Genomic DNA, 22583 nt, shown 5'->3' with positions numbered 1-22583 from the left:
TAAATGTTGATAACTATTTTTATACCCAGTAGCGAGATTAGGTGCAAGTAATATCTACTTTACAGTTATGTTATTTCCTAAAATAATGATTGTTAATTGCACATTGTGTTCACAGATTGTTCAGCTATATTTTCATACAGTATAGTTCGAAATTAAGAATGCATGGGTAGCTAAAAACAAAGCAACATTATTACAAGCACATGCTTTGAATACTCAGCCGAGCATACCGGCAGTCATTATTTAGACATTCAAAAATCATTAGTGCAGGCAGATTTTGTCGATAACTTAGTTATATAAAGTTATCGCTAGTGCAAACTGATGATGAAAATAACTACTGCAGTATTAAATACAGCTTTGAGTTAGTGTTACTTCAGAATTTAAGTTCACCTCTCCTAAGAGTGAAACCAAGCCGCACTTATTGCGGCTTTTCTGTTTTCATTCTGTTACAAAATTACAACCTCCTGCTATTGTTACTAACTTACTGGTAATGTAACTTACTTCGTATAAATAATTATTATAATCAAATACTAGGAAGTAAAAATGCTATCAATAACTGGGTTATCAAAAACTTACGATAACGGGGTGCACGCACTACAAGGGGTTGATTTATCAATAGGAAAAGGTCTGTTTGGATTACTTGGACCAAATGGCGCCGGTAAATCATCGTTAATGCGTACTGTTGCCACTTTGCAGTCAGCCGATGCAGGTTCTGTGATCTTTGACGGTATTGATGCATTTAAAGACCCACAAGCGCTTCGTCAGCGTTTAGGCTACCTACCACAAGATTTTGGTGTTTATCCGCGAGTTTCAGCTTATGACTTACTTGATCATATGGCTGTTTTAAAAGGGCTCGATAATAAAGCACTGCGTAAAGAGTCGGTTGAAGGCTTGTTGGCACATACAAATTTGTATCAGCATCGTAATAAAGCCGTGAGTGGTTTTTCTGGTGGTATGCGCCAGCGTTTTGGTATCGCACAAGCATTACTTGGTGACCCTGATTTACTGATTGTTGATGAGCCAACAGCAGGTCTTGATCCTGAAGAGCGTAATCGTTTTCATAATTTATTAGTAAGCCTTGGCGAGAAAAAAGTGGTCATTTTATCAACTCACATTGTTGAAGATGTCGCGGAGCTTTGCCCTAATATGGCGGTATTAGCCAGTGGCAAAATTTTACTTGAAGGTAACCCAATAGCACTTACTGATAAACTCCAAGGTAAAATTTGGCAAAAAACAACCAACCAAACTGAAGCGCAAGAGCTTGAACAGCATCTACCAGTGATTTCAAAGCGTTTATTCGCTGGGCAGACAATTTTAAATGTGTATGGTGAGCAAGCTCCTGAAGGGTTTACTGCTAGTCATGCTAACTTAGAAGATGTGTATTTTTCTACTTTGCATCAGCATCGTAATATCAGTGCAGCGTAGGGGAGGATATCATGTTTTTAAATATGCTTACCTTTGAGCTGCGTTATTTTATACGTCAGCCTTCATTTTATGTAACCGCTTTAATCTTTTTTTTAGTGGCTTTTTTTGCAAGTAGCAGTGACAACGTCTTACTTGGTGGCAGCAACGTTAATGTGAATTCACCATTTAGTATCTTGATGCTAGTTAGTATTTTGCTTCAGTTTGCTATTTTTTTAGTGGTAAATTTTGTTGCTGGTTCTGCGATTCGTAATGATGAAACGAATATGTCAGAGCTGGTTTTTAGCAAGCCATTCAAGCCATTAATGTATCAATTAGGGCGCTTTTTAGGTTCGTACTGTGTTGTTGCGCTTATTTTTGCGTTTGTACCGCTGGGAATATATTTAGGATCTGGTTTTGGTTTGCTAGTTGGTTGGCTTGATCCTGAGTTGGTAGGAGATAACAAGTTAGGCTATTACTTAACGGCCTATTTTTATATGGCAGTGCCTAGCTTGTTTGTTTTAGCGGCTATATTTAATGGTGTGGCAACGTATTTTCGCTCAATGATGGCAGTATATCTTACCGCGGTTGCATTTTTAATCGCCTACTCTACCGTATCTGTTTACTTTGATGATTTAGCGTTTCGATGGATAGTGGGTTATGCCGATCCTTTTGCAAGTGGCTCATTACTTGATATTACTCGTTATTGGACTGCGAGTGATAAAAATACTCAAACGTTAGAGCTAACAGGGGTTTTACTATTTAATCGTATATTATGGGTTATATTGGCAGCTGTTATATTTTTTGCCTCAGGCAAGCTGTCATCTCGCATTGTTATCAAGCGCGAAAAGAAGAAACTCGCTGCCTCTAATTTAACTAAACAAAAAGAGGCGGCTCTCATTGCTTCTTCGGTAAATCACAAAGCGAGCGCAAGTTCTTTCAAACAACAGCTATTATTGCGCTGTGCTTTTGAGTTTAAACAAGTTGTTATCAGTGCGCCATTTTTGATTTTAGGTATTATTACTTTAGCTGTACTTATGGTGCCATTACTAGCTCCAGTTGGTTGGTATGGCACAGTTAATTGGCCTGTTACTCAAAACATGGTTGGTATCATTCAAAATGCAATAGGACTATTAATTACTGTTGTTATTGTGTACTACAGCGCTGAGCTAGTATGGCGTGAACGTAATAGCGGCATGGGTGATATTGTCGATAGCTTTCCGGTGCATAATAGTGTGTTTTGGGTGTCTAAGCTATTGGCTTTAGTGAGTGTTATTGGTCTGCTTTATATTTTTAGTATGGTACTGACAATTACTGTACAGCTAATTAAAGGACAGTTTAATTTAGAGCTTGGACAATACCTATTTAGGTTAGGTTATTTTGCTTTTTTACCTTTTGTAATGCTCGCTATTCTGGCCTTTTTTCTGCAGATAATCAGTGCTAATAAATACATCGGCATGGGATTATTTGGACTGTATTATTTAGTGTCAATAGTGCTAAGTAATTATGGGTTTAGTCATAATATGTTTCATTTTGCCCAATTAAGTCCTGCTGCTTATTCAGATATTAACGGTTATGGTCATTACTTAACTGGAGTGGCATGGTACACACTTTATTGGGGAGGGTTAAGTGTGGTGCTAGCCGTTATTGGGCTTGCATTGTGGCACCGTGGCCCGTCACAAAGCTTACGCAATCGTTTTGCGCAGTTAAAATATAACTTAGGTCGAAAAGGGCAAGCGGCGGCAGTACTTGGGTTAGTGGTATTTATCGCTGCGGGCGCACAAATTTATTATAATACAAGAGTGCTGAATGATTTTTATACTAAAGATCAACTTGAAAACTTGCAAGTTGAATACGAGCAACAGTTTGTGCAGTATAAAGATGACCCACTGCCGATAATCACTGACGTTGATCTTAATGTTGCGATATATCCACAGCAGCGCAAAATACTCGCCACTGCCAATGTGCTTATTACCAATACTAGTGAGCAAGCAATTAAGCGATTTTTGGTGAGTAAACCGGATAACAGCCCTCAGTGGAGTGTTAAAATTGCCGGAGGGGACATCACTGAACAATTGCCTGACTATAACTCAGCGTGGTTTGAATTTACTCAGCCATTAATGCCTGGTGAAGTGCGCAAAGGTGAGATTTCAGTCGAGCGCAGCCACCAAGGTTTTGCCGATAGCAACACCGATACTAAGCTTGTTGCTAATGGCACCTTTATTGATAATTGGCGCTTATTCCCGCGCTTTGGTTATAACGACAGTTATCAATTAACGGATAAACATGAGCGTCGTAAACGTGGCTTACCTGAGCTACAGCGTGCTAATAAACTTGAAGACACTCAGTATTACAAACAAAGCATGTTTGGCGCGAATGGTGGTTTTATCAACTTTGCTGCAACCATTACTACTGATGAGTCGCAATTTGCAATTGCACCAGGTTATTTAAAAAGTGAAACAGTGACTGACGGACGACGCACGTTCCGTTATGAAATGGATTCACCAATAATAAACTTTTATGCCATTTTATCCGCTCGTTTAGAGTCTAAAAAAATAACGCATAATGGAGTAAATGTTGAAGTCTATTACCATCAAGACCATACGTGGAACGTGGATCGTATGATTGAGTCGGTTACTGATTCAATTGATTATTTTTCTGCGGAGTTTGGTCCTTATCAACATAAGCAAATGCGTATTATTGAGTTCCCTGGTTATGAGTCATTTGCACAAAGCTTTGCTAATACTGTACCTTATTCAGAGCAAATAGGCTTTATTACAGATAACCGAGACAGTACTAAGATTGATGTGCCTTACTATGTTACTGCTCATGAGGTGGCTCACCAGTGGTGGGGGCATCAGGTTACCGGAGCTAATGTGCAAGGTGCTGCAGTATTGTCAGAAAGTTTATCGCAATACAGCGCAATTATGGTACTTAAGAAAAAATACGGTGAGCAAAAGCTACGTAAATTCTTAAAGTATGAACTTGATAAGTATTTGCAAGGTCGCTCGGTTGAAGCGTATCAAGAAATGCCGTTGTATAAAGTAGAAAGCCAAGCGCATATTTATTACCAAAAAGGTTCAGTGGTGATGATGGCCATGCATGATTTGTTTGGTGAGGAGCGTTTAAACAGCATTTTAAAAGAGTTTGTTAGTGACTTTAAATATCAAAGTAATCCTTACCCGACCACGTTAGATTTACTTAGTTATTTGAAACGTGACGCGACTCCCGCAGAGCAAGCGTTCATTGATGATCAGTTTATGTATATCACTTTATATGAGCTGACAATGAAAGAAGCGAAAGTATCTGATGAGGCTGATAGTGATGGCTTGTACACGGTCACTCTAACTGTCGAGGCCGCTAAAAAGCGTGCCGATGGTCAAGGTGAAGAAGCAGAGCAACCACTTGATGAAATGATTGATATTGCATTATTTAACGATGATCCTGAAAACCTACTAGCTGAAGATTTTGTGATTTATTCACAAAAGCACCGGTTAGTAACCGGCACTAACACCATTGAACTAAAAGTGAAAGAAAAGCCGCTTTTCGCAGGGGTTGATCCTTTTGTTAAGTTAATTGATAAAGATAGTGTTGATAACTTGGCTAAGTTTTAGAGTTCGTTAGCTGAGACTTGGTTTATATCCACTTTCACAAGGTGAAAAGCCGCATTTATTGCGGCTTTTCTATTGCTCTAAAACGGGCTAATTCATCAGTTAACCATTTGCTAGCGGTTAATGTGCTACTATCAGGTAAAATAACCGTATAGGCTTTACCACTCCATGAACTTTTGCTGGCAAGGTTGTCAATAAAATCATCAGCGGTTTTTGCATAGCGTTTGGCTTTTCGGTATTTCATGGCTAAATGCTCAGCCGCTTCTTCACTGTTATGTTCATCGCCATTTCGAATAAACGTTGCTTTACTTTGCTTAATAAAACTAATTAAGTGACTGACTTCCTGATCTGCGCTTGCTGCAACACTTAGCCGACTAACGCACAGTAAAAGGCACGCTATAAAAACGTATATATTATGGGGTAAGTGTTTCATCTATAGCCTCATTTAGGTGTAAATTTACCATTATAGGATTGTGATCTGAGCTTTGTTGTTGTGGCACACGGGTTGTATTAACGGTCACACCGCGGGGCTATATTTGTTAAAGCGCAAGACCAAAAGCATTTGTCCGTTTATCATCAATATAAAGCGTTTTTGAGAAACCAAGCTTATAAAGTGCGGTAATAGCTACCTTTTGCCTTGCATCACTACATGCATTGAGTTCCCCTGCAAAAATAATCGGTCCTTGATGTTGTTACATCTTGCGTGAGTGTATGAGCTGTTTCAGTAAAGCCTTTATATTCGTCTGACAATAGTGCAGTGGCCAATGCTGTGATGCTTAGCAAAGCAATTGCAATTGCTACAATAGCAATAAAAGAAAATGATTTTATCTGCATCAATGACCTTAAAGCAATTTGACTAAAAAGAATGTTACTGCATTTTAGGTGCTCTAAATAAGAAAAAGTTCCTAAAAAAGCTTGCCAAGCTAATGAATACAGTTTGTTTCTACATTTTCAATACAGTTTCTTACTTTTTTTAGTAGGCATTCATTTTACACTCTGCACCACTAAATTAATCAGGATTAAGTTATGCGAATTTTTTTAATAAGTTTGTTATTTATTGTGCTTGGAGGGTGTTCAGCTGTAACAATCCAACCACAAAAAATGGCTAAACTTAGCTCAAAACCAACTTATCAAGATAGCCGTCCATTTTTTATGTGGGGACTGGTTGGTGAGCAGCGTGTTGATGTAAAAAAGGTATGTGGCGATCAAACTGTGGTGCAAATGCAATCACAACAAACATTTATCGATGGTGCGCTAGGGTTAGTCACGTTAGGTGTTTATGCACCACACACAATTAAAGTCTGGTGTCAGGAGCAAGGTAGCGAAGGAGTTGGAATATGAAAAAGTTAACAGGGTTGTTCACTATTGTATTTATTGTCGTGTTAGCGGGGTGTACTAATATTCATTTTGATAACGGTGAATATGATGACTTAGCTGAAAACCATAAAAGTGAGCAATGGCATCACAACTTTGCCGCCGCTCTTTATGAGGGCTCGAATGCGGTTGATTTATCTGAGATTTGCCCTGATCCGCAATGGCAAAGTGTGCACACTTATAAATCATTTACTAATGGCTTAGCAGAACTGGTTGTTAACGAAGTTGGGCCTATTTGGTACCCAAAAACAGTTGAGGTGAGTTGTGCACAGGTACCGTATAAAGTGCAGTAATTTTTAATAATCAAAGATCATGTTAAAGTTGTACTAGTTAAGTACCTTAACCTTATTTAACTCAATCATATAGTTAGCATCGCACTCACTTTTTAATGGGTGCTTTTTCTATGCTGGATATATTATCTTCTTCTCTCTATTAAAAGTATATTAAGTTAGTAGAATATAGTCCATTCGTATAGAGGCTGGCATTTTTTAGCGTCGTGCACCAAATAGTTGAGAGATAATAATGAACAACGCAGAGCGTAAAATTGACGAACTAGTACTAGGGTTTTGGCGATTATTAGATTGGCAAATTACTCCACAACAGTGTTTAGCTTTTCTCGAGCAAGCAATTGAAGCTGGCGTAAGGCACACCGATCACGCTGACATTTACGGTGGATATGGCTGTGAAGCAGAGTTTGGTAAAACCTTGGCTTTAAAGCCAAGTATTCGAGATGAGATTAGAATTATTACCAAGTGTGGTATTAAACCTGCTTTTGCAAGCTTAGGATTAGCAGGCCAAGCTAATCATTACGATTCGAGTGCCGCACATATTATTAGCTCAGCACAGCAATCGTTAAAGCATTTTAATACCGATAGATTAGATGCATTACTTATTCATCGCCCTGATTATTTGATGAATGCAGACGAAGTAGCTGAGGCATTCACTACTCTTAAGCAAAATGGTGATGTACTCGATTTTGGTGTATCAAACTTTACGCCATCACAACTAAGTTTATTGCAGTCGCGTCTTGATTTTGAATTGGTGACCAATCAAATTGAATTTTCACCGTATGAAATGCAAGCACTTGATGATGGTAGTTTAGACCAATGTCAGTTACTTGATATTAAACCTATGTGTTGGTCACCTTTGGCTGGCGGTCGCATTTTTGCAGAAAATGATGAAAAAGCGATTCGCCTGCGTCAAGTACTTGAGCAAGTCGGCAGCGAAATTGGTGCAAGTTCTATTGATCAAGTGGTTTACGCGTGGTTATTAATGCACCCAAGTTCCCCATCAGTGGTACTGGGTACTGGCAACATTGAGCGTGTTAAATCGGCTGTTGCCGCTAAGCAGTTAAAACTCAGTCGTGAACAATGGTATCGTATTTGGCAGGGTTCAACAGGGCACAGTGTGCCATAGGAGTTGTAAGTTTTAAGCTATAAGCAGTCTGAGTTTAGGGTAAGTCTTGACATAAAATCTGAACTTAGTCGCTTTTACCGCTTACCAAGATCGAGAAAGGGCCTTACGGCCCTTAGTGTTGCAGCAAGTAACACATTCTTTTTTATAGGCTAAAGTCCATTGAAAAAGCAACGTAAGCCTTAATATCACTGTCATCCATATCGGTATCAGATAGACCAAAAGTGAAGCCATCTTTAGAGATAGATACGCCGTAGTCGATGATATCGTCATCACCAATAAAATCACCAGAGTAGTGACCTAAGTGTAAAGCCATTTCAGTGCCATTAGTACCAACTGCGAAACCGTAATCTGCAGTCAGGTATAACGAATCACCAAAGTCTGTGCCATCACCGCTTGCGGCTGAAGTTGCAAGAACTGATGCGCCAAAGCTAAAGCCACCCATACTGATGCTACCGTAAATTTCAGAAAAATCAGCGTCTGCGCCAGAAGCTGCATCAGGGTAAGCGTAATAGATGTAGCCAACGTCGTAGCTCATATTTTCATTAATATCGCCACCAAAACCAGCATAGAGATCAAGCTCGTAGGTCATTTCATCGGCCCAGCTTGCATTTGAAGCCCAAGTACCAGCATAAAAACCTGATTCGTTGGCATAATCAATACCACCTGAAATTGCAGCATCACCACCGGTTTGTTCTTGACCACGCCATAAGTAGTTTGAAGTTGCTGCGGCATTGGCTGTTACTTCTGCATATGCTGCTGTAGATGTTGCACCCATGAGTACAAGTGTGCTGATCGCAATTGCTGATTTTAGTTTTAACATGTTTGGTATCCTGTTGTTATGCTGATTTTTTGGCTCGCAATTATTAATTAGATTGCAGTCTATAATTGCGGATCCTATTTTTAGTTGTCTACCAGGATAATTGCACTGCTTGTGCCAAGTTAAATGAAAAGCAATAATTTATATTTAAATTACTTTATAAACAAAGGTATAAATATTTATAGTGAAAGGAGGAGATTGTTTTTTACGAAGCCTGCGCACTTTATTGGTGCGTAAAAAAACCCGCATGCACAACTCAGTTGCAGCGGGTTTTTGTATTTTTTACTGTGGTTTAACCAAAAATAGTACGCATTAGGCTGATTGTTTCGTTCACGCCACGGCCTTTTTGTACTTCGCTGATAATTGAATCACGCTTTGCGCGAATATGCTCAGGCATATCGTCAGCAGCAAGTGCGCGATCAACAAGTATTTCAGCAGACTCTTTACCACGACGCACTTTTCTAGTGCCAGTGGTTGTTGTACGCTTTGGTTTACTCAATAACTTGATGTAGTTAGAGTTTTCAGGCGTGTTTTTGTCTGCGTGATAGAAAAAGCACGGAATTAACGCTTTGATTGCAACAAGTTGTTGATCCAGCTCGCTGTCACCACTTGCCATTTTAAACCAAGACATACCATGAACTGCTTGGACAATATCCTGCCAATAACGCGCAAAGTCACGATTATTTAATTTAGTAATAGCCAATGCTGAGCAAAGTGCATCTAAACGGGTGTTATTAATTGGTGTAAAAACATCTGGGCGGCGCATTGCTAATAGACGAGTTGCCGGTGCAAGAGTTGGCTTTTCATTGCTATCAGTAAAGGCTTTTAAATATTTGACCACAAATTCTTGGTAATCAGCTTCAGTTACTTCACCTTCTAAAGGTATATGTGCTAATGCTTCATCAAATAATGCAGGCAGGTCGGCAAGCATTTGATGAAAAGCTTTGGCGCTTTTAGTAGAGCTAAACCATTCAACATCAAAATTATAACTACTTGGATCCAGTGCAGAAGTATGTTTGCCACTAAATGCTAATAAATCTTCAGGGATCATCTCTTTCAGTGATTGCTCGCGAATACCAGCTATATAGTTGGCAAGGCGTAACTGTTCATCAAGGGCTAACACATCTTTATGTTGCTCTATAAATACACTAACTACAGGCCAAGGTGCTACGCGTAATGTTTTCAATTGTAAGAAGCTAATTGCTGAAACTAATAAGTCATTAAGCTTTTTTAAAATTGGTAATTGATTGGTTTCGAGTAAGTCATGATTAATACGGTCACGGCTAGCATTAAGTAGTTCATAGCACCAACCTAAGAAGTCTTCAGGATGATTTTCTATTTTCACCGCCATCAGGTTTAAGCTGATTTCAGAAGCCTGCTTTAGAATATTTTGATAAATATGGCCTTCTTGTTCGCCTAATGCCATTTGTGAAGGTGAAATGAGCAATTTTTTCATGCCTGATGGTACTCCGGTTAAATACATTTTTCAGTTGTTTAATTTTAGCGCAAAACGTCTTAAAACAACAGGGCTGTGCATCATACCGGAGAATACAGGGGATGCAATCTTGATAAGTTAAATCTGCACAAGATTGCATTTAAAGGGGTTAATCTGCTTCTTCAAGTGAAAATAACTGCTCCACAGTAGTTTCAAACTGCCGAGCTATCTTCAATGCAATGATCACTGAAGGTGTAAAGCGTGATGTTTCGACCGTGCTGATTGTTTTGCGTGAAACGGCGATAGCATCGGCTAGCTCTTGCTGTGAAAGCCCAGCGGCTTTGCGAAATTCAGCTATATGGTTTTGCACATTACCTCCTAATCACGGCTTTGCCAAAAAATTGAAAAGCCATATACCAAACTCATAACAGCTAAGTAAAAGGTGGCCATGGTACTGTGTGTTACATCAACAGCAAGGTTATCTGAAGCTAAATATATCGCCCCCATGCTAAACAGCAGAGCGAGTACAACATGTTTATAGGCTATCGTGTCTATAGTATTTAAATACTCATCTTTATAAGTCAGGCGGTAACTTAATTTCCATGTAAAGCCACCTCTGATCACAAACATAAAAAATGAACCAAGAAAAGCAGCACTTCCTAAAAACAGCAGCGGTGCTGATGTGTGATTAAGCATGGGGTAAACGCTAATAATTAGTAAGGTTATACCCATGAAGATCGAAAACCATGCGTTTTGGTTCATAAATTTTTCTTCGGTTTTAATATCTTGTTGTTTCATAAAGTCCATCCTGTGAAAGTGTTAATTTATATTTTTGTAACCTACAGGTATCAATGTAACCTTGGGGTATCATTTGGTCAAGTTGTTTTTTGTAACCTAAAGGTATCAAAATATTTCAGTCACAATTCATATATTCAATGTAGAATGCAGGGAATAGCATTTTTATTCGTTGCACAATGATTTTAATGCTAACTCCCGCTATGATAAGAACATTATTTGCACATTTGAAAGGACCATCATGAAGACCTTATTTAAAGTTATTGGTGTCATATTATTATTGCTTGTTGCTTTAATTATTGCTGCACCGTTTTTAATTCCAACCGATGCCATTTTTAATAAAGTCTCTGAGCAGGTTGAGCAAACCACAGGGCGTACTTTAACTATTAAAGGCGATAAAACATTATCCGTTTTTCCTTCTTTGAAGCTTGAACTTGAAGATGTGCATTTTGCCAATATGAAAACTGGCTCACGTGCAGATATGGCAAGCATGCAGCAACTTGCAGTTCATATTCCTTGGTTTTCGCTATTTGGTGGTGAACTTAAACTAGAAAAGTTTGTGATCAATGAACCAAACATTCTGCTTGAAACAGATAAAAATGGTAAAGCTAACTGGCAGTTATTTGATGCAGTAGCTACGAAACCTGAGCAGCAAACTCAAGCAGGTGAGGCAGTCAAACTACCTGAAAACTTTGATATTCAATTAGGTGAAGTAGCTATATATGGTGGGTCGTTTACTTATTTAGATGGTCAAACGGGAGCTAAACAGCAAATTAGCGATTTAGAATTAGCTATTTTACTGCCTTCACTGCATAAATCACTCGAAGTAAAAGGTGGGATCACTTATATGCAAGAGCGCTTTGAGCTTGATGTAACAGTTGATAACCCAGCTAAAGCAATAGAAGGTGATACATTTAATGTGACAACTGATGTCACTTCAAAGTTAGTTGATGTTGAGTTTAAAGGCTTAATAGCCGGTCAAGGTAAAGATATTCAAGGTCAATTAGCGCTCAGTGGTGATTCAGTAAAAGACATTGCTAAATGGCAGGGAGTCGAGCTGAACGCTAAAGAAAGCGCCTTTAATGCATTTAGTGTTAGCGGCAAAATGCGTATGCAAGGTGATAAGTTCAACCTAGCTGAATTAGTCGCCACTCTTGATGCATTAGAGATCAAAGGAAAAAGCGAGCTTAATTTAGGTAAGCGTTTAGCCGTTAATGCTGACATCGATTTAGGTATGCTGGACTTAAATCCTTACTTACCTGAGGTGGTAGCGCCAGCAGATAAACCAGAACCTAAAAGTGACGAGCCAGCCAAACCAATTGTATGGGATGACACAAAAATGGATTTAAGTGGCTTAAATGCCTTAGATGCGAATGTGGTGATCCGTTCAAGTGGCTTAAAAGCAAATGAAATCAAACTTGGTGCTAATCAATTCACTGTAAACCTTAACAAAGGCGTAGCAAAAATCAGCCTAGATAAGTTTGCCGCCTACGAAGGTAATGGTAAAGGCACAGTAACGGTTAATGCGAAACAAGCCCCTTACAAAATCAGCACCAACTTCTCGTTAGATAAAATAGATGCACAACCATTGCTAACAGATGCCGCTGGCTTCGATAAGCTAATGGGCAAAGGCTCACTCAATTGGGACTTAGCAACATCAGGTCAGAGCCAAAAAGACTTTATGAGTGCCCTGCAGGGTAAACTAGCATTTGAATTTGCCGATGGTGCAGTAAAAGGCGCCAACATTGCTGAAATGGTTCGCAAAGGCAAAGAGCTAATTAAGGGTAACTTTGGTGCAATATCACAAGGACTAGATACTGGCTTTGATAATTCCCAGCAAACCGACTTCTCTGCGCTAACGGGTAGCTTTAACTTTACCAATGGCGTAGGTAAAAACACAGATCTGAGTTTGTTAAGTCCATTAGTACGTATTAGTGGTGAAGGGGATGTTAATCTACCTGCAACAACAGTTAACTACCGCTTAGTGACAGGCATAGTCGATTCACTCGAAGGACAGGGTACCCAAGATGACAGTACCGGCTTTAAAATTCCAGTGCGAATCAAAGGACCATTTCATGATGTTGGCATCAGCTTAGATGTAAGCAAAGCGGCAGAAGATGAAGTAAAAGAAAAAGCGAAAGATAAAATTAAAGATAAGTTAAAAGGTTTGTTTGGCAAATAATGCCGATTTTATTCGGTGATAAAACAATCAGGGCATAAAATTGCCCTGATTGTTTTATAATCAATGCTAAAATAGCAAAATATGTTTCATCGACAAAACAACCATCCTCGTTATTCTAAATTAATTAAAAAATAACCTACCACTACCCCCGCAATGCTGATACAATTGCCCGCCCTTGGGAGACAACTAGATTGTTTTTTGAGTGGTTTTTAACCTAAATGTCTTGATTTTAAACAAATTTAAGACAGTTGTAATAACTACACCGGAGGTCATTAACATGATCCAAATGCAAACTCAGCTGGAAGTTGCTGATAACAGCGGCGCTCGCAAAGTGCAGTGTATTAAAGTCTTAGGCGGTTCGCACCGTCGTTATGCAGCGATTGGTGACATCATTAAAGTTTCTGTTAAAGAAGCGATTCCTCGCGGTAAAGTGAAGAAAGGTGATGTTAAAAACGCGGTAGTTGTGCGTACTAAGAAAGGCGTTCGTCGTCCAGATGGTTCTTTGATCCGTTTTGACAGCAATGCGGCTGTTATCTTAAATGATAACTTGCAGCCAATTGGTACACGTATTTTCGGCCCTGTGACTCGCGAACTTCGTAATGATAAGTTCATGAAAATCGTTTCACTAGCCCCAGAAGTACTGTAAGGAGTCAATCATGGCAGCAAAAATCCGTCGTGATGACGAAGTAATCGTTCTAGCAGGTAAAGACAAAGGTAAGCGCGGCAAAGTGCTTTCAGTTGTTACCGAGTCTGGTCGAGTATTTGTCGAAGGCATTAACTTAATCAAGAAGCACCAAAAGCCGGTTCCACAATTGAACCAGCCAGGTGGTATTGTTGAGAAAGAAGCGTCTATTGACGTATCAAACGTTGCGATCTTCAACTCGGAAACGAGTAAAGCAGATCGTGTAGGTTTCAAGATTGAAGATGGTAAGAAATTACGTATCTTTAAATCTACTGGTAAAACTATCTAATAGTTGGAGTAGAATGATGGCGAAACTGCATGAAGTATATAAAGACAAAGTAGTTGCTGAACTTCAAGAGAAGTTTGGTTTCAGCTCTGTCATGCAAGTCCCTCAGATCGAAAAGATCACATTGAATATGGGCGTGGGCGAAGCCCTAGCTGACAAGAAAATTCTAGACAACGCTGTTGCGGATCTAGAAGCAATCGCTGGTCAGAAGCCACTCATTACTAAAGCACGCAAATCTGTTGCTGGCTTTAAAGTACGTGAAGGCTACCCAATTGGTTGTAAAGTAACCCTACGCGGCGAGCGTATGTGGGACTTTTTTGAGCGTTTGGTTTCAATCGCTATCCCACGTATCCGTGACTTCCGTGGTGTAAGTGCTAAGTCTTTTGATGGACGTGGTAACTACAGCATGGGCGTACGTGAACAAATCATCTTCCCAGAAATTGATTATGATAAAGTAGACCGCGTACGCGGTATGGATATCACAATCACTACATCTGCGAAAACAGATGAGGAAGGCCGTGCGTTGTTAGAAGCGTTTAACTTCCCATTCAAGAAATAAGGGTAGGGTTATGGCAAAGAATTCTATGAAAGCGCGCGAAGCAAAGCGCACGAAATTAGTTGCTCAGTTCGCTGAAAAGCGCGCAGCACTAAAAGCTATCATCAGTGATGTGAAAACATCTGACGATGATCGTTGGGACGCGGTACTTAAGCTACAAGCTTTACCACGTGATTCTAGCCCTGCACGTCAACGTAATCGTTGTAACATTACGGGCCGCCCACATGGTTACCTTCGCAAATTCGGCATGAGCCGTATTAAAGTTCGCGAAGCAGCTATGCGCGGTGAAATTCCTGGCCTTAAAAAGGCTAGCTGGTAATAGAATCACGGGAGTAAGACTATGAGCTTGCAAGATCCTATCGCGGATTTGTTTACACGAATTCGTAACGGTCAGTCAGCGAAAAAAGTATCTGTAACGATGCCTAATTCAAAGCTGAAAGTAGCATTAGCTAAAGTATTAAAAGATGAAGGTTATATCGTTGATTTCACAATCAGCGGTGATGTTAAACCTGAGCTTTCTATCGAGTTGAAATACTTCGAAGGCAAAGCTGTTATTGAAAATATCCAGCGTGTTAGCCGCCCTGGTTTACGTATCTATAAGAGACGTGACGAATTACCAAAGGTAATGGGTGGTCTAGGTATCGCTATCGTATCAACTTCTAAAGGCCTAATGACAGACCGCGCCGCACGTAGTGCTGGTGTTGGTGGTGAAATCATTGGTTTTGTAGCTTAATCGGAGGGGAACTATGTCTCGCATAGCAAAGGCACCAATTAATGTTCCTGCCGGTGTAGAAGTTACATTAAAAGGCCAGGACATCACAGTTAAAGGCAAAAACGGCGAATTAACGCGTACTATCAACTCTGCAGTTGAAGTACAACTTAACGACAACGTTATTACAACTTTACCTCGTGAAGGCGTAGCCAATGCATGGGCACAAGCAGGTACTGCTCGCGCTCTAATCAACAATATGATTGTTGGTACGCATGAAGGTTACGAGAAGAAACTTCAGTTAGTAGGCGTTGGTTACCGTGCTGCAGCTAAGGGTAAAACATTAGATTTAACTCTTGGTTTCTCACACCCAGTTAATTTCGCAGTTCCTGAAGGAATTACGATTGAAACTCCAAGCCAAACAGAAGTTCTAGTTAAGGGCGTAGATAAGCAGTTAGTTGGTCAAACAGCTGCTAACATTCGTGCATACCGTAAACCTGAGCCTTATAAAGGTAAGGGTGTTCGTTATTCAGATGAGAATGTACGCCGTAAAGAGGCTAAGAAGAAGTAAGGTAAGACGATGGATAAAAAAACAGCTCGTCTACGTCGTGCTAAACGCACTCGTAGAAATTATATTGAACAAGGCACAACGCGTCTTGTTATCCACCGCACGCCACGTCACATTTACGCTCAAGTTGTAAACGCTGAGGGTAATGTACTGGCTGCTGCTTCTACTGTTGAGAAAGCTATTAGCGAAACAGTTAAAGGCACAGGCAACGTTGCAGCTGCGCAAGCAGTTGGTAAAGCGGTTGCTGAACGTGCGGCTGACAAAGGCATCGAAAAGATTGCTTTTGATCGCAGTGGCTTTAAATATCACGGCCGTGTGAAGGCGCTAGCAGATGCTGCGCGTGAAGCCGGTTTGCAATTCTAGGAGTAGACAATGGCTAACGTAGAAGCAAAGCAACAACAGCCTGATCTAGCTGAAAAGCTAATCGCGGTGAACCGTGTGTCTAAAGTAGTTAAAGGTGGTCGTATCTTTAGCTTCACTGCACTAACTGTAGTTGGTGACGGCGCAGGTAAAGTAGGTTTCGGTTATGGTAAAGCACGTGAAGTTCCAGCTGCTATTCAAAAAGCAATGGAAAAAGCACGTCGTAACATGATCAACGTAGACCTAAATGGCAACACATTACAGCATCCTGTTAAAGGACGTCATGCTGGCTCTCTTGTGTTTATGAAACCAGCATCTGAAGGTACTGGTATCATCGCAGGTGGTGCTATGCGTGCAGTACTAGAAGTTACTGGTGTGCAGAACGTACTTTCTAAATGTTACGGTTCTACTAACCCGATCAACGTTGTACGTGCAACGATCTCAGCTCTTGAGAATATGAATTCTCCTCAGTCGATCGCTGCAAAACGTGGTCTTCGAGTAGACGAGATTCTGGGGTAAACCATGGCTAATAAAACTGTAAAAGTAACACAAGTAAAGAGCTCTATCGGTCGTTTACCGAAACATAAAGCTACATTACGCGGTCTTGGTTTACGTCGTATCAATCACACTGTTGAGTTAGAAGACACAGCATGTGTACGTGGTATGATCAACCAAGTTTCATACATGGTTAAGGTTGAGGGGTAATTCGAATGCATTTGAATACACTTTCTCCTGCTGCAGGTTCTAAATCTGCTGGTAAACGTGTTGGTCGTGGTATCGGTTCTGGTCTAGGTAAGACTGGTGGCCGTGGTCACAAAGGTCAAAAGTCACGTTCTGGCGGTAAAGTACGCGTTGGTTTTGAAGGCGGTCAAATGCCTATGCAACGTCGTCTACCTAAGTTTGGTTTCACTTCTCGCAAATCTTTAGTATCTGCAGAAATAAACCTATACGAGATCGCTAAAGTTGAAGGCGATGTGGTAGACCTAGGTACGCTACAGGCAGCTGGTCTAGTTAAAAAGAACGTTCTGTTCGTTAAAGTTGTTAAATCTGGCGAAGTTTCACGCGCTGTTACCGTTAAAGGCCTTAAAGCCTCTAAAGGTGCTCGCGAAGCTATCGAAGCCGCCGGAGGCAAGGTAGAAGACTAAGGAAGTACTAATGGCTAAACCAGGTCAAGATACACAAAGTGCACAAAGTGGGCTTTCGGAATTGAAACGTCGATTACTATTCGTATTGGGCGCTATCATTATTTACCGTCTAGGTTCATTTGTGCCAATCCCTGGGATTGACGCCGCTGTACTTGCCGATTTCTTCGAGCAACAAAAGGGCACCATTGTTGAAATGTTCAACATGTTCAGCGGTGGTGCGCTTGAGCGCGCTTCGGTGTTAGCACTGGGTATAATGCCTTACATCACAGCTTCAATTATTACGCAACTATTAACGCATATGTATCCTCCGTTTATAGAGCTTAAGAAAGAAGGTGAACAAGGTCGTAAGAAAATTAGCCAGTACACACGCTACGGCACGCTCTTGCTTGCTACTATCCAATCGATCGGTATTGCCACAAGCTTACCGGGTATGATGGACGGGTTAGTTGTTAACCCAGGTCTCGGTTTCTACTTCACCGCAGTGGTGAGTTTAGTAACTGGTACTATGTTCCTGATGTGGTTGGGCGAGCAAATAACTGAACGTGGTATCGGTAACGGTATCTCAGTTCTAATATTTGTTGGTATTGTAGCTAACCTGCCGTCTGCTATTGGTTCGACAGCCGAAATGGCGCGCCAAGGTGATTTACATGTTTTAGCACTGTTATTGATTGCGGTAATCGTATTCGCTGTTACTTATCTTGTAGTGTTCTTTGAACGTGGACAACGTCGTATCGTCGTTAACTACGCAAAGCGCCAACAAGGTCGTCAAGTATTTGCTGCCCAAAGCACGCATTTACCACTAAAAGTAAACATGGCGGGTGTTATTCCACCAATCTTTGCTAGCAGTATAATTCTGTTCCCTGGTACTATTGCCAGCTGGTTCGGCCAGGGTGAAGGTCCTGTCGCTGATGTGCTACAAGCGATTGCTACAACGTTGACTCCAGGTCAGCCTTTGTATGCAATAGTTTTAGCTGCGGCTATTATCTTCTTCTGCTTTTTCTACACAGCGTTGGTTTTTAACCCACGTGAAACAGCAGATAACCTGAAAAAATCTGGCGCATTTATCCCAGGTATTCGTCCAGGCGAGCAGACATCGAAATACATTGATAAAGTGATGACACGCCTGACATTGGCAGGTGCTTTGTATATAACCTTTATCTGTCTGGTGCCCGAATTCATGACCATGGCATGGCAAACGCCATTCTACTTCGGCGGTACATCAATTTTGATTATCGTTGTTGTGATCATGGACTTTATGGCACAAGTACAGACTCATATGATGTCTCATCAATATGATTCTGTGCTGAAAAAAGCGAACCTTAAAGGCTACGGTCGATAAGGTCAGTTTACGGAGTTGAGCAATGAAAGTACGTGCTTCCGTTAAGAAAATATGCCGTAACTGTAAAGTTATTAAACGTGCCGGTGTTGTACGTGTAATTTGCAGTGAGCCTAAGCATAAGCAAAGGCAAGGTTAATTTATAAGTCGTGCAGGCTGAGGTTTCTCGGCCTGTGTTTTCAGTTGTGATTTGGTCTTCGTTTGAGTATCCTTACGGGCTCTTCAAACAGATGATAACCGAATTCAAATATAGGAGATGTGTTAGTGGCCCGTATCGCTGGCATTAACGTCCCTGATCATAAACATGCAGTTATTGGTTTAACAGCTATTTATGGCATAGGTAAGACTCGCTCTAAGGCTATCTTAGTAGCGACTGGTATCGCCGAAACCACAAAAATCGGTGAACTTTCAGACGAAACACTTGACGTATTGCGTGAAGCAGTTGGCAAGTACACTGTAGAAGGTGATCTTCGTCGTGAAGTTACTTTGAATATCAAGCGCCTTATGGACCTTGGTTGTTACCGTGGCCTACGTCACCGTCGCTCTTTACCACTACGTGGTCAAAGAACAAAGACTAACGCGCGTACCCGTAAGGGTCCTCGTAAGCCTATTAAGCGATAAGGGGATAGTATTATGGCTAAGACACCAATTCGTCGTAAAAAGGTTAAAAAGCAAGTTGCTGATGGTATGGCTCATGTTCATGCTTCTTTCAACAACACTATTGTTACAATTACCGACCGTCAAGGTAATGCACTATCATGGGCTACTGCCGGTGGTTCAGGTTTCCGTGGTTCACGTAAATCTACACCATTCGCTGCTCAGGTTGCTGCAGAGCGTGCAGGTACTGCTGCTCAAGAATACGGTTTAAAAAATCTAGAAGTTTTCATCAAAGGTCCAGGTCCAGGTCGTGAATCTGCTGTACGTGCTTTGAATGCTGCTGGTTACCGTATCACCAACATTACTGACGTGACGCCAATACCACACAATGGTTGTCGTCCACCGAAGAAACGTCGCGTTTAACAATAGGTTAGGAGAAATAACATGGCAAGATATTTGGGCCCTAAGCTCAAGCTGAGTCGTCGTGAAGGTACTGACCTGTTCCTTAAGAGCGGCGTAAGAGCTATCGACTCTAAGTGTAAACTTGAGACTGCACCTGGTCAGCACGGCGCTCGTAAAGGTCGCTTATCTGATTACGGTTTACAATTACGTGAAAAGCAAAAAGTACGTCGTATCTACGGTGTATTAGAAAAGCAATTCCGTAACTACTACAAAGAAGCTGCTCGCCTTAAGGGCAACACAGGTGAAAACTTGTTACAGCTTTTAGAGCAACGTTTAGACAATGTTGTATACCGCATGGGTTTTGCAAGCACACGTGCTGAAGCACGTCAGTTAGTAAGCCACAAAGCGGTTTTAGTTAATGGTCGTGTAGTGAACATTCCTTCATTCGTAATTACTCCAGAAGATGTAGTAGTTATCCGTGAAAAGTCTAAGACACAAGCTCGTATCATCGCTGCTCTAGAACTAGCCGAGCAACGTGAAAAACCGACTTGGGTTGAAGTTGACGGTAAGAAAATGGAAGGTAATTTCAAACGCCTACCAGAGCGTTCAGACCTGTCTGCGGACATCAATGAACAACTAATCGTCGAACTTTACTCTAAGTAAAGTTAAGAGTTAAGAGAGGATAAAATGCAGGGTTCTGTTACAGAATTTCTAAAACCAAGGTTAGTCGATATCGACGCTATTAACCCAACTCGTTCTAAAGTAGTTTTAGAGCCATTAGAGCGTGGCTTCGGTCATACTCTTGGGAATGCCTTACGCCGTATACTTCTTTCGTCAATGCCAGGATGTGCAGTAACCGAAGTTGAAATCGACGGTGTGTTGCACGAATACAGCGCGAAAGAAGGCGTACAAGAAGACATCATTGAAATTCTGTTAAATCTTAAAGGTCTAGCAGTTACTTTGGAAGGTAAAGATGAAGTTTTTCTTACCCTGACTAAGTCTGGTGTAGGCCCTGTGACTGCGGCTGATATTCAGCACGACGGCGATGTAACCATTGCCAACCCAGATCATATTATTTGTCATTTAACGGCAGATAATAGTGCGATCAGCATGCGAATTCGTGTTGAACGTGGTCGTGGGTATGTGCCGGCATCTAGCCGTTTATCCTCTGATGACGATGAGCGTCCAATTGGTAGATTGTTGCTTGATGCATCATTTAGCCCAGTTGAACGTATTGCGTACTCGGTTGAATCAGCACGTGTTGAACAACGTACAGACTTAGACAAGTTAATCATTGATATGGAAACAAACGGCACTATAGATCCAGAAGAAGCGATCCGCCGTGCGTCGACTATCTTAGCTGAGCAGCTAGAAGCATTCGTAGACTTACGTGATGTTACTGAGCCAGAAGAGAAAGAAGAGAAGCCAGAATTCGATCCTATTCTACTTCGTCCAGTTGATGATCTTGAACTAACAGTGCGTTCAGCAAACTGTTTGAAAGCCGAGCAAATTCAATATATCGGTGATTTAGTTCAGCGCACAGAAGTCGAGCTTCTTAAAACGCCTAACTTAGGCAAGAAGTCTCTGACTGAAATTAAAGACGTGCTAGCTTCACGTGGTCTATCTCTAGGTATGCGCCTAGAAAATTGGCCACCTGCAAGCCTAGCTGAATAATCTAAATCACTATATTAGTTTAGTTAGAAGGATAGGGTCATGCGCCATCGTAAGAGTGGTCGTCAATTAAACCGTAACAGCAGCCATCGTAAAGCGATGTTCAGCAATATGGCAGGTTCTTTGGTGAAACATGAAATCATCAAAACTACTTTGCCAAAAGCGAAAGAGTTACGTCGTGTAATTGAACCTTTAATCACACTGGCTAAGACTGACAGTGTAGCAAATCGCCGTTTAGCGTTTGCTCGCACGCGTGATAAAGAAGTAGTTGGTAAGTTGTTCAGTGAAATCGGTCCTCGCAATACAGACCGTCCAGGTGGTTACACTCGTATTATTAAGTGTGGCTTCCGTGCTGGTGACAATGCACCAATGGCTTATATTGAACTAGTAGGTCGCACATCTGCGAACGAAGAAGTTCAAGAAGACGCGCAGTCTGCTGAGTAAGTCTTAAAGACACCAAAAAGCCGAGCATAAGCTCGGCTTTTTAATATCTAAAATTTGGCAAAAAATAATATTGCTATCAGTATCCCTGTATATAGCGCAACATTTCAACTATACCATTATCAAACCAACATCTTTGTAAGCCCACTAAGCGTCACTAGAATCTACTTCCCTGAATAACCATTTGTTATTCAACTAGCTTGTTAATTTAAATTTCATGGTCGGTAATAACATTTATAGCTTTGAAAGTTATCTTGCTACTGAATATGTAGCTGTATAAATCTATAGAGTCTACTTTTATCTATGATTTAAATGCGTGATAACTGCGACTGTCAGTGTTTGACCCTCATAAGTTATTAACAATATACATAGGTAAAGATTATAAACTTAGGTCATTTGATCAAAATATTGATCATTTCAGTAGTGGATCGTTTTTTCGATTAAAGATTGAATCTGGGTTTCTTCATTTAACTTACACTTATATAGTTAAAAACAGTCTAGTTTAGTGTTGTTTTTGAGCGTTTAGCTTAAATACTCAGCGAACAGTGTTTTATTTTAAGTTTTCTTCAAAAAAAGGTTGATCTGTTTTTGGATCTCCCTATAATGCGACCCCACTGAGACGGCAGACAGCAACGCTTAGCGAGGCAAGAGTTAATCAGTTAGTCGAGTAAAACTTAAGTTTAGATTTTTAATAAAGTTTAAAATTAAGTGTTGACAAAAAAATAGGACAGCGTAATATGCGCAGCCCTAGCGAGATAAAGTTTAACTTTAACCGCAACGTTCTTTAACAATATAAAGCAAT

Annotated in this window: 29 protein-coding genes; 23 read left to right on the top strand and 6 right to left on the bottom strand. The window is 40.7% G+C overall.

Annotated elements, in window-relative coordinates; all coding sequences use genetic code 11:
• Positions 1 to 540: 540 nt before the first annotated feature.
• Complete coding sequence (locus tag H5180_RS14725; RefSeq protein ID WP_182732365.1) at positions 541 to 1422, top strand: ABC transporter ATP-binding protein; 882 nt, start codon at positions 541 to 543, stop codon at positions 1420 to 1422.
• 11 nt (positions 1423 to 1433) lie between these two features.
• Positions 1434 to 5012 (top strand): M1 family aminopeptidase, encoded by a 3579-nt coding sequence (locus H5180_RS14720; RefSeq protein ID WP_182758465.1) that lies wholly within the window; start codon positions 1434 to 1436, stop codon positions 5010 to 5012.
• Positions 5013 to 5067: 55 nt separating this feature from the next.
• Here the strand turns inward: H5180_RS14720 and H5180_RS14715 are convergent, their stop codons facing one another.
• Both H5180_RS14715 and H5180_RS14710 read right to left on the bottom strand, forming a co-directional pair.
• Positions 5068 to 5442, bottom strand: a complete 375-nt coding sequence (locus tag H5180_RS14715; RefSeq protein ID WP_145241943.1) for a DUF5329 domain-containing protein — start codon at positions 5440 to 5442, stop codon at positions 5068 to 5070.
• A 212-nt stretch (positions 5443 to 5654) separates the two neighbouring features.
• Complete coding sequence (locus H5180_RS14710; RefSeq protein WP_182758464.1) at positions 5655 to 5843, bottom strand: hypothetical protein; 189 nt, start codon at positions 5841 to 5843, stop codon at positions 5655 to 5657.
• 192 nt (positions 5844 to 6035) lie between these two features.
• Here H5180_RS14710 and H5180_RS14705 point away from each other — a divergent pair, with 192 nt between their 5' ends.
• The 3 genes from H5180_RS14705 (at position 6036) to H5180_RS14695 (ending at position 7799) form a co-directional block, all read left to right on the top strand.
• On the top strand, positions 6036 to 6350 hold the full coding sequence (locus tag H5180_RS14705; protein ID WP_182758463.1) for a Bor family protein: 315 nt from the start codon (positions 6036 to 6038) through the stop codon (positions 6348 to 6350).
• Positions 6347 to 6676, top strand: coding sequence for a Bor/Iss family lipoprotein (locus tag H5180_RS14700; protein WP_145241937.1), 330 nt, complete (start codon positions 6347 to 6349; stop codon positions 6674 to 6676). Before H5180_RS14705 ends, H5180_RS14700 begins: the two co-directional genes overlap by 4 nt.
• Before the next feature lie 229 nt (positions 6677 to 6905).
• Entirely contained in the window at positions 6906 to 7799 is an 894-nt protein-coding gene (locus tag H5180_RS14695) for an aldo/keto reductase family oxidoreductase (protein WP_182758462.1), read from the top strand.
• Positions 7800 to 7941: 142 nt separating this feature from the next.
• Here H5180_RS14695 and H5180_RS14690 read toward each other — a convergent pair whose 3' ends face one another.
• The 4 genes from H5180_RS14690 to H5180_RS14675 form a co-directional block, all read right to left on the bottom strand.
• On the bottom strand, positions 7942 to 8619 hold the full coding sequence (locus H5180_RS14690; RefSeq protein ID WP_145241933.1) for a TorF family putative porin: 678 nt from the start codon (positions 8617 to 8619) through the stop codon (positions 7942 to 7944).
• 289 nt (positions 8620 to 8908) lie between these two features.
• The gene (locus H5180_RS14685; RefSeq protein WP_145241931.1) at positions 8909 to 10072 is read right to left on the bottom strand and encodes a hypothetical protein; all 1164 of its coding nucleotides are present in this window, start codon (positions 10070 to 10072) and stop codon (positions 8909 to 8911) included.
• A 148-nt stretch (positions 10073 to 10220) separates the two neighbouring features.
• Positions 10221 to 10421, bottom strand: coding sequence for a helix-turn-helix transcriptional regulator (locus H5180_RS14680; protein ID WP_145241929.1), 201 nt, complete (start codon positions 10419 to 10421; stop codon positions 10221 to 10223).
• A gap of 8 nt (positions 10422 to 10429) precedes the next feature.
• Complete coding sequence (locus H5180_RS14675; protein WP_145241927.1) at positions 10430 to 10849, bottom strand: hypothetical protein; 420 nt, start codon at positions 10847 to 10849, stop codon at positions 10430 to 10432.
• Positions 10850 to 11087: 238 nt separating this feature from the next.
• Here H5180_RS14675 and H5180_RS14670 point away from each other — a divergent pair, with 238 nt between their 5' ends.
• From H5180_RS14670 to rplQ, 18 genes are all read left to right on the top strand, one after another.
• Positions 11088 to 13028 carry an AsmA family protein gene (locus H5180_RS14670; RefSeq protein WP_182758461.1) on the top strand — a complete coding sequence of 647 codons (1941 nt, stop codon included), beginning with the start codon at positions 11088 to 11090 and terminating at the stop codon, positions 13026 to 13028.
• A 277-nt stretch (positions 13029 to 13305) separates the two neighbouring features.
• Entirely contained in the window at positions 13306 to 13674 is a 369-nt protein-coding gene (gene rplN / locus H5180_RS14665; protein WP_011329449.1) for a 50S ribosomal protein L14, read from the top strand.
• A gap of 10 nt (positions 13675 to 13684) precedes the next feature.
• On the top strand, positions 13685 to 13999 hold the full coding sequence (gene rplX / locus H5180_RS14660) for a 50S ribosomal protein L24 (protein WP_016710194.1): 315 nt from the start codon (positions 13685 to 13687) through the stop codon (positions 13997 to 13999).
• 16 nt (positions 14000 to 14015) lie between these two features.
• The gene (rplE, locus tag H5180_RS14655) at positions 14016 to 14555 is read left to right on the top strand and encodes a 50S ribosomal protein L5 (RefSeq protein WP_016710195.1); all 540 of its coding nucleotides are present in this window, start codon (positions 14016 to 14018) and stop codon (positions 14553 to 14555) included.
• A gap of 10 nt (positions 14556 to 14565) precedes the next feature.
• The gene (gene rpsN / locus H5180_RS14650) at positions 14566 to 14871 is read left to right on the top strand and encodes a 30S ribosomal protein S14 (protein WP_058562128.1); all 306 of its coding nucleotides are present in this window, start codon (positions 14566 to 14568) and stop codon (positions 14869 to 14871) included.
• A 21-nt stretch (positions 14872 to 14892) separates the two neighbouring features.
• Positions 14893 to 15285 carry a 30S ribosomal protein S8 gene (gene rpsH, locus H5180_RS14645; protein ID WP_145241923.1) on the top strand — a complete coding sequence of 131 codons (393 nt, stop codon included), beginning with the start codon at positions 14893 to 14895 and terminating at the stop codon, positions 15283 to 15285.
• Positions 15286 to 15298: 13 nt separating this feature from the next.
• Positions 15299 to 15832, top strand: coding sequence for a 50S ribosomal protein L6 (gene rplF, locus H5180_RS14640; protein WP_145241920.1), 534 nt, complete (start codon positions 15299 to 15301; stop codon positions 15830 to 15832).
• 9 nt (positions 15833 to 15841) lie between these two features.
• On the top strand, positions 15842 to 16192 hold the full coding sequence (rplR, locus tag H5180_RS14635) for a 50S ribosomal protein L18 (RefSeq protein WP_008115388.1): 351 nt from the start codon (positions 15842 to 15844) through the stop codon (positions 16190 to 16192).
• A 9-nt stretch (positions 16193 to 16201) separates the two neighbouring features.
• On the top strand, positions 16202 to 16708 hold the full coding sequence (rpsE, locus tag H5180_RS14630; protein ID WP_002959485.1) for a 30S ribosomal protein S5: 507 nt from the start codon (positions 16202 to 16204) through the stop codon (positions 16706 to 16708).
• A 3-nt stretch (positions 16709 to 16711) separates the two neighbouring features.
• On the top strand, positions 16712 to 16894 hold the full coding sequence (rpmD, locus tag H5180_RS14625) for a 50S ribosomal protein L30 (RefSeq protein ID WP_016710201.1): 183 nt from the start codon (positions 16712 to 16714) through the stop codon (positions 16892 to 16894).
• Between the two features lie 5 nt (positions 16895 to 16899).
• Positions 16900 to 17334, top strand: a complete 435-nt coding sequence (gene rplO, locus H5180_RS14620) for a 50S ribosomal protein L15 (protein ID WP_064668467.1) — start codon at positions 16900 to 16902, stop codon at positions 17332 to 17334.
• A gap of 10 nt (positions 17335 to 17344) precedes the next feature.
• Entirely contained in the window at positions 17345 to 18673 is a 1329-nt protein-coding gene (gene secY / locus H5180_RS14615; protein ID WP_145241918.1) for a preprotein translocase subunit SecY, read from the top strand.
• Between the two features lie 22 nt (positions 18674 to 18695).
• On the top strand, positions 18696 to 18809 hold the full coding sequence (rpmJ, locus tag H5180_RS14610; protein ID WP_002959476.1) for a 50S ribosomal protein L36: 114 nt from the start codon (positions 18696 to 18698) through the stop codon (positions 18807 to 18809).
• A 125-nt stretch (positions 18810 to 18934) separates the two neighbouring features.
• Positions 18935 to 19291, top strand: coding sequence for a 30S ribosomal protein S13 (gene rpsM, locus H5180_RS14605; RefSeq protein ID WP_145241916.1), 357 nt, complete (start codon positions 18935 to 18937; stop codon positions 19289 to 19291).
• A gap of 12 nt (positions 19292 to 19303) precedes the next feature.
• A complete protein-coding gene (rpsK, locus tag H5180_RS14600) occupies positions 19304 to 19690 on the top strand; it encodes a 30S ribosomal protein S11 (RefSeq protein WP_002959471.1) in 387 nt (128 codons plus the stop codon).
• 21 nt (positions 19691 to 19711) lie between these two features.
• A complete protein-coding gene (gene rpsD / locus H5180_RS14595; protein WP_016710205.1) occupies positions 19712 to 20332 on the top strand; it encodes a 30S ribosomal protein S4 in 621 nt (206 codons plus the stop codon).
• A gap of 24 nt (positions 20333 to 20356) precedes the next feature.
• Positions 20357 to 21343, top strand: a complete 987-nt coding sequence (locus H5180_RS14590; protein ID WP_145241913.1) for a DNA-directed RNA polymerase subunit alpha — start codon at positions 20357 to 20359, stop codon at positions 21341 to 21343.
• Between the two features lie 39 nt (positions 21344 to 21382).
• The gene (rplQ, locus tag H5180_RS14585) at positions 21383 to 21784 is read left to right on the top strand and encodes a 50S ribosomal protein L17 (protein WP_016710207.1); all 402 of its coding nucleotides are present in this window, start codon (positions 21383 to 21385) and stop codon (positions 21782 to 21784) included.
• Positions 21785 to 22583: the final 799 nt, after the last annotated feature.

Origin of the sequence: Pseudoalteromonas sp. SR41-4, assembly GCF_014163985.1 — a bacterium.
GTDB lineage: Bacteria > Pseudomonadota > Gammaproteobacteria > Enterobacterales > Alteromonadaceae > Pseudoalteromonas > Pseudoalteromonas rhizosphaerae.
This window is presented reverse-complemented; position numbering and strand designations above follow the sequence as displayed.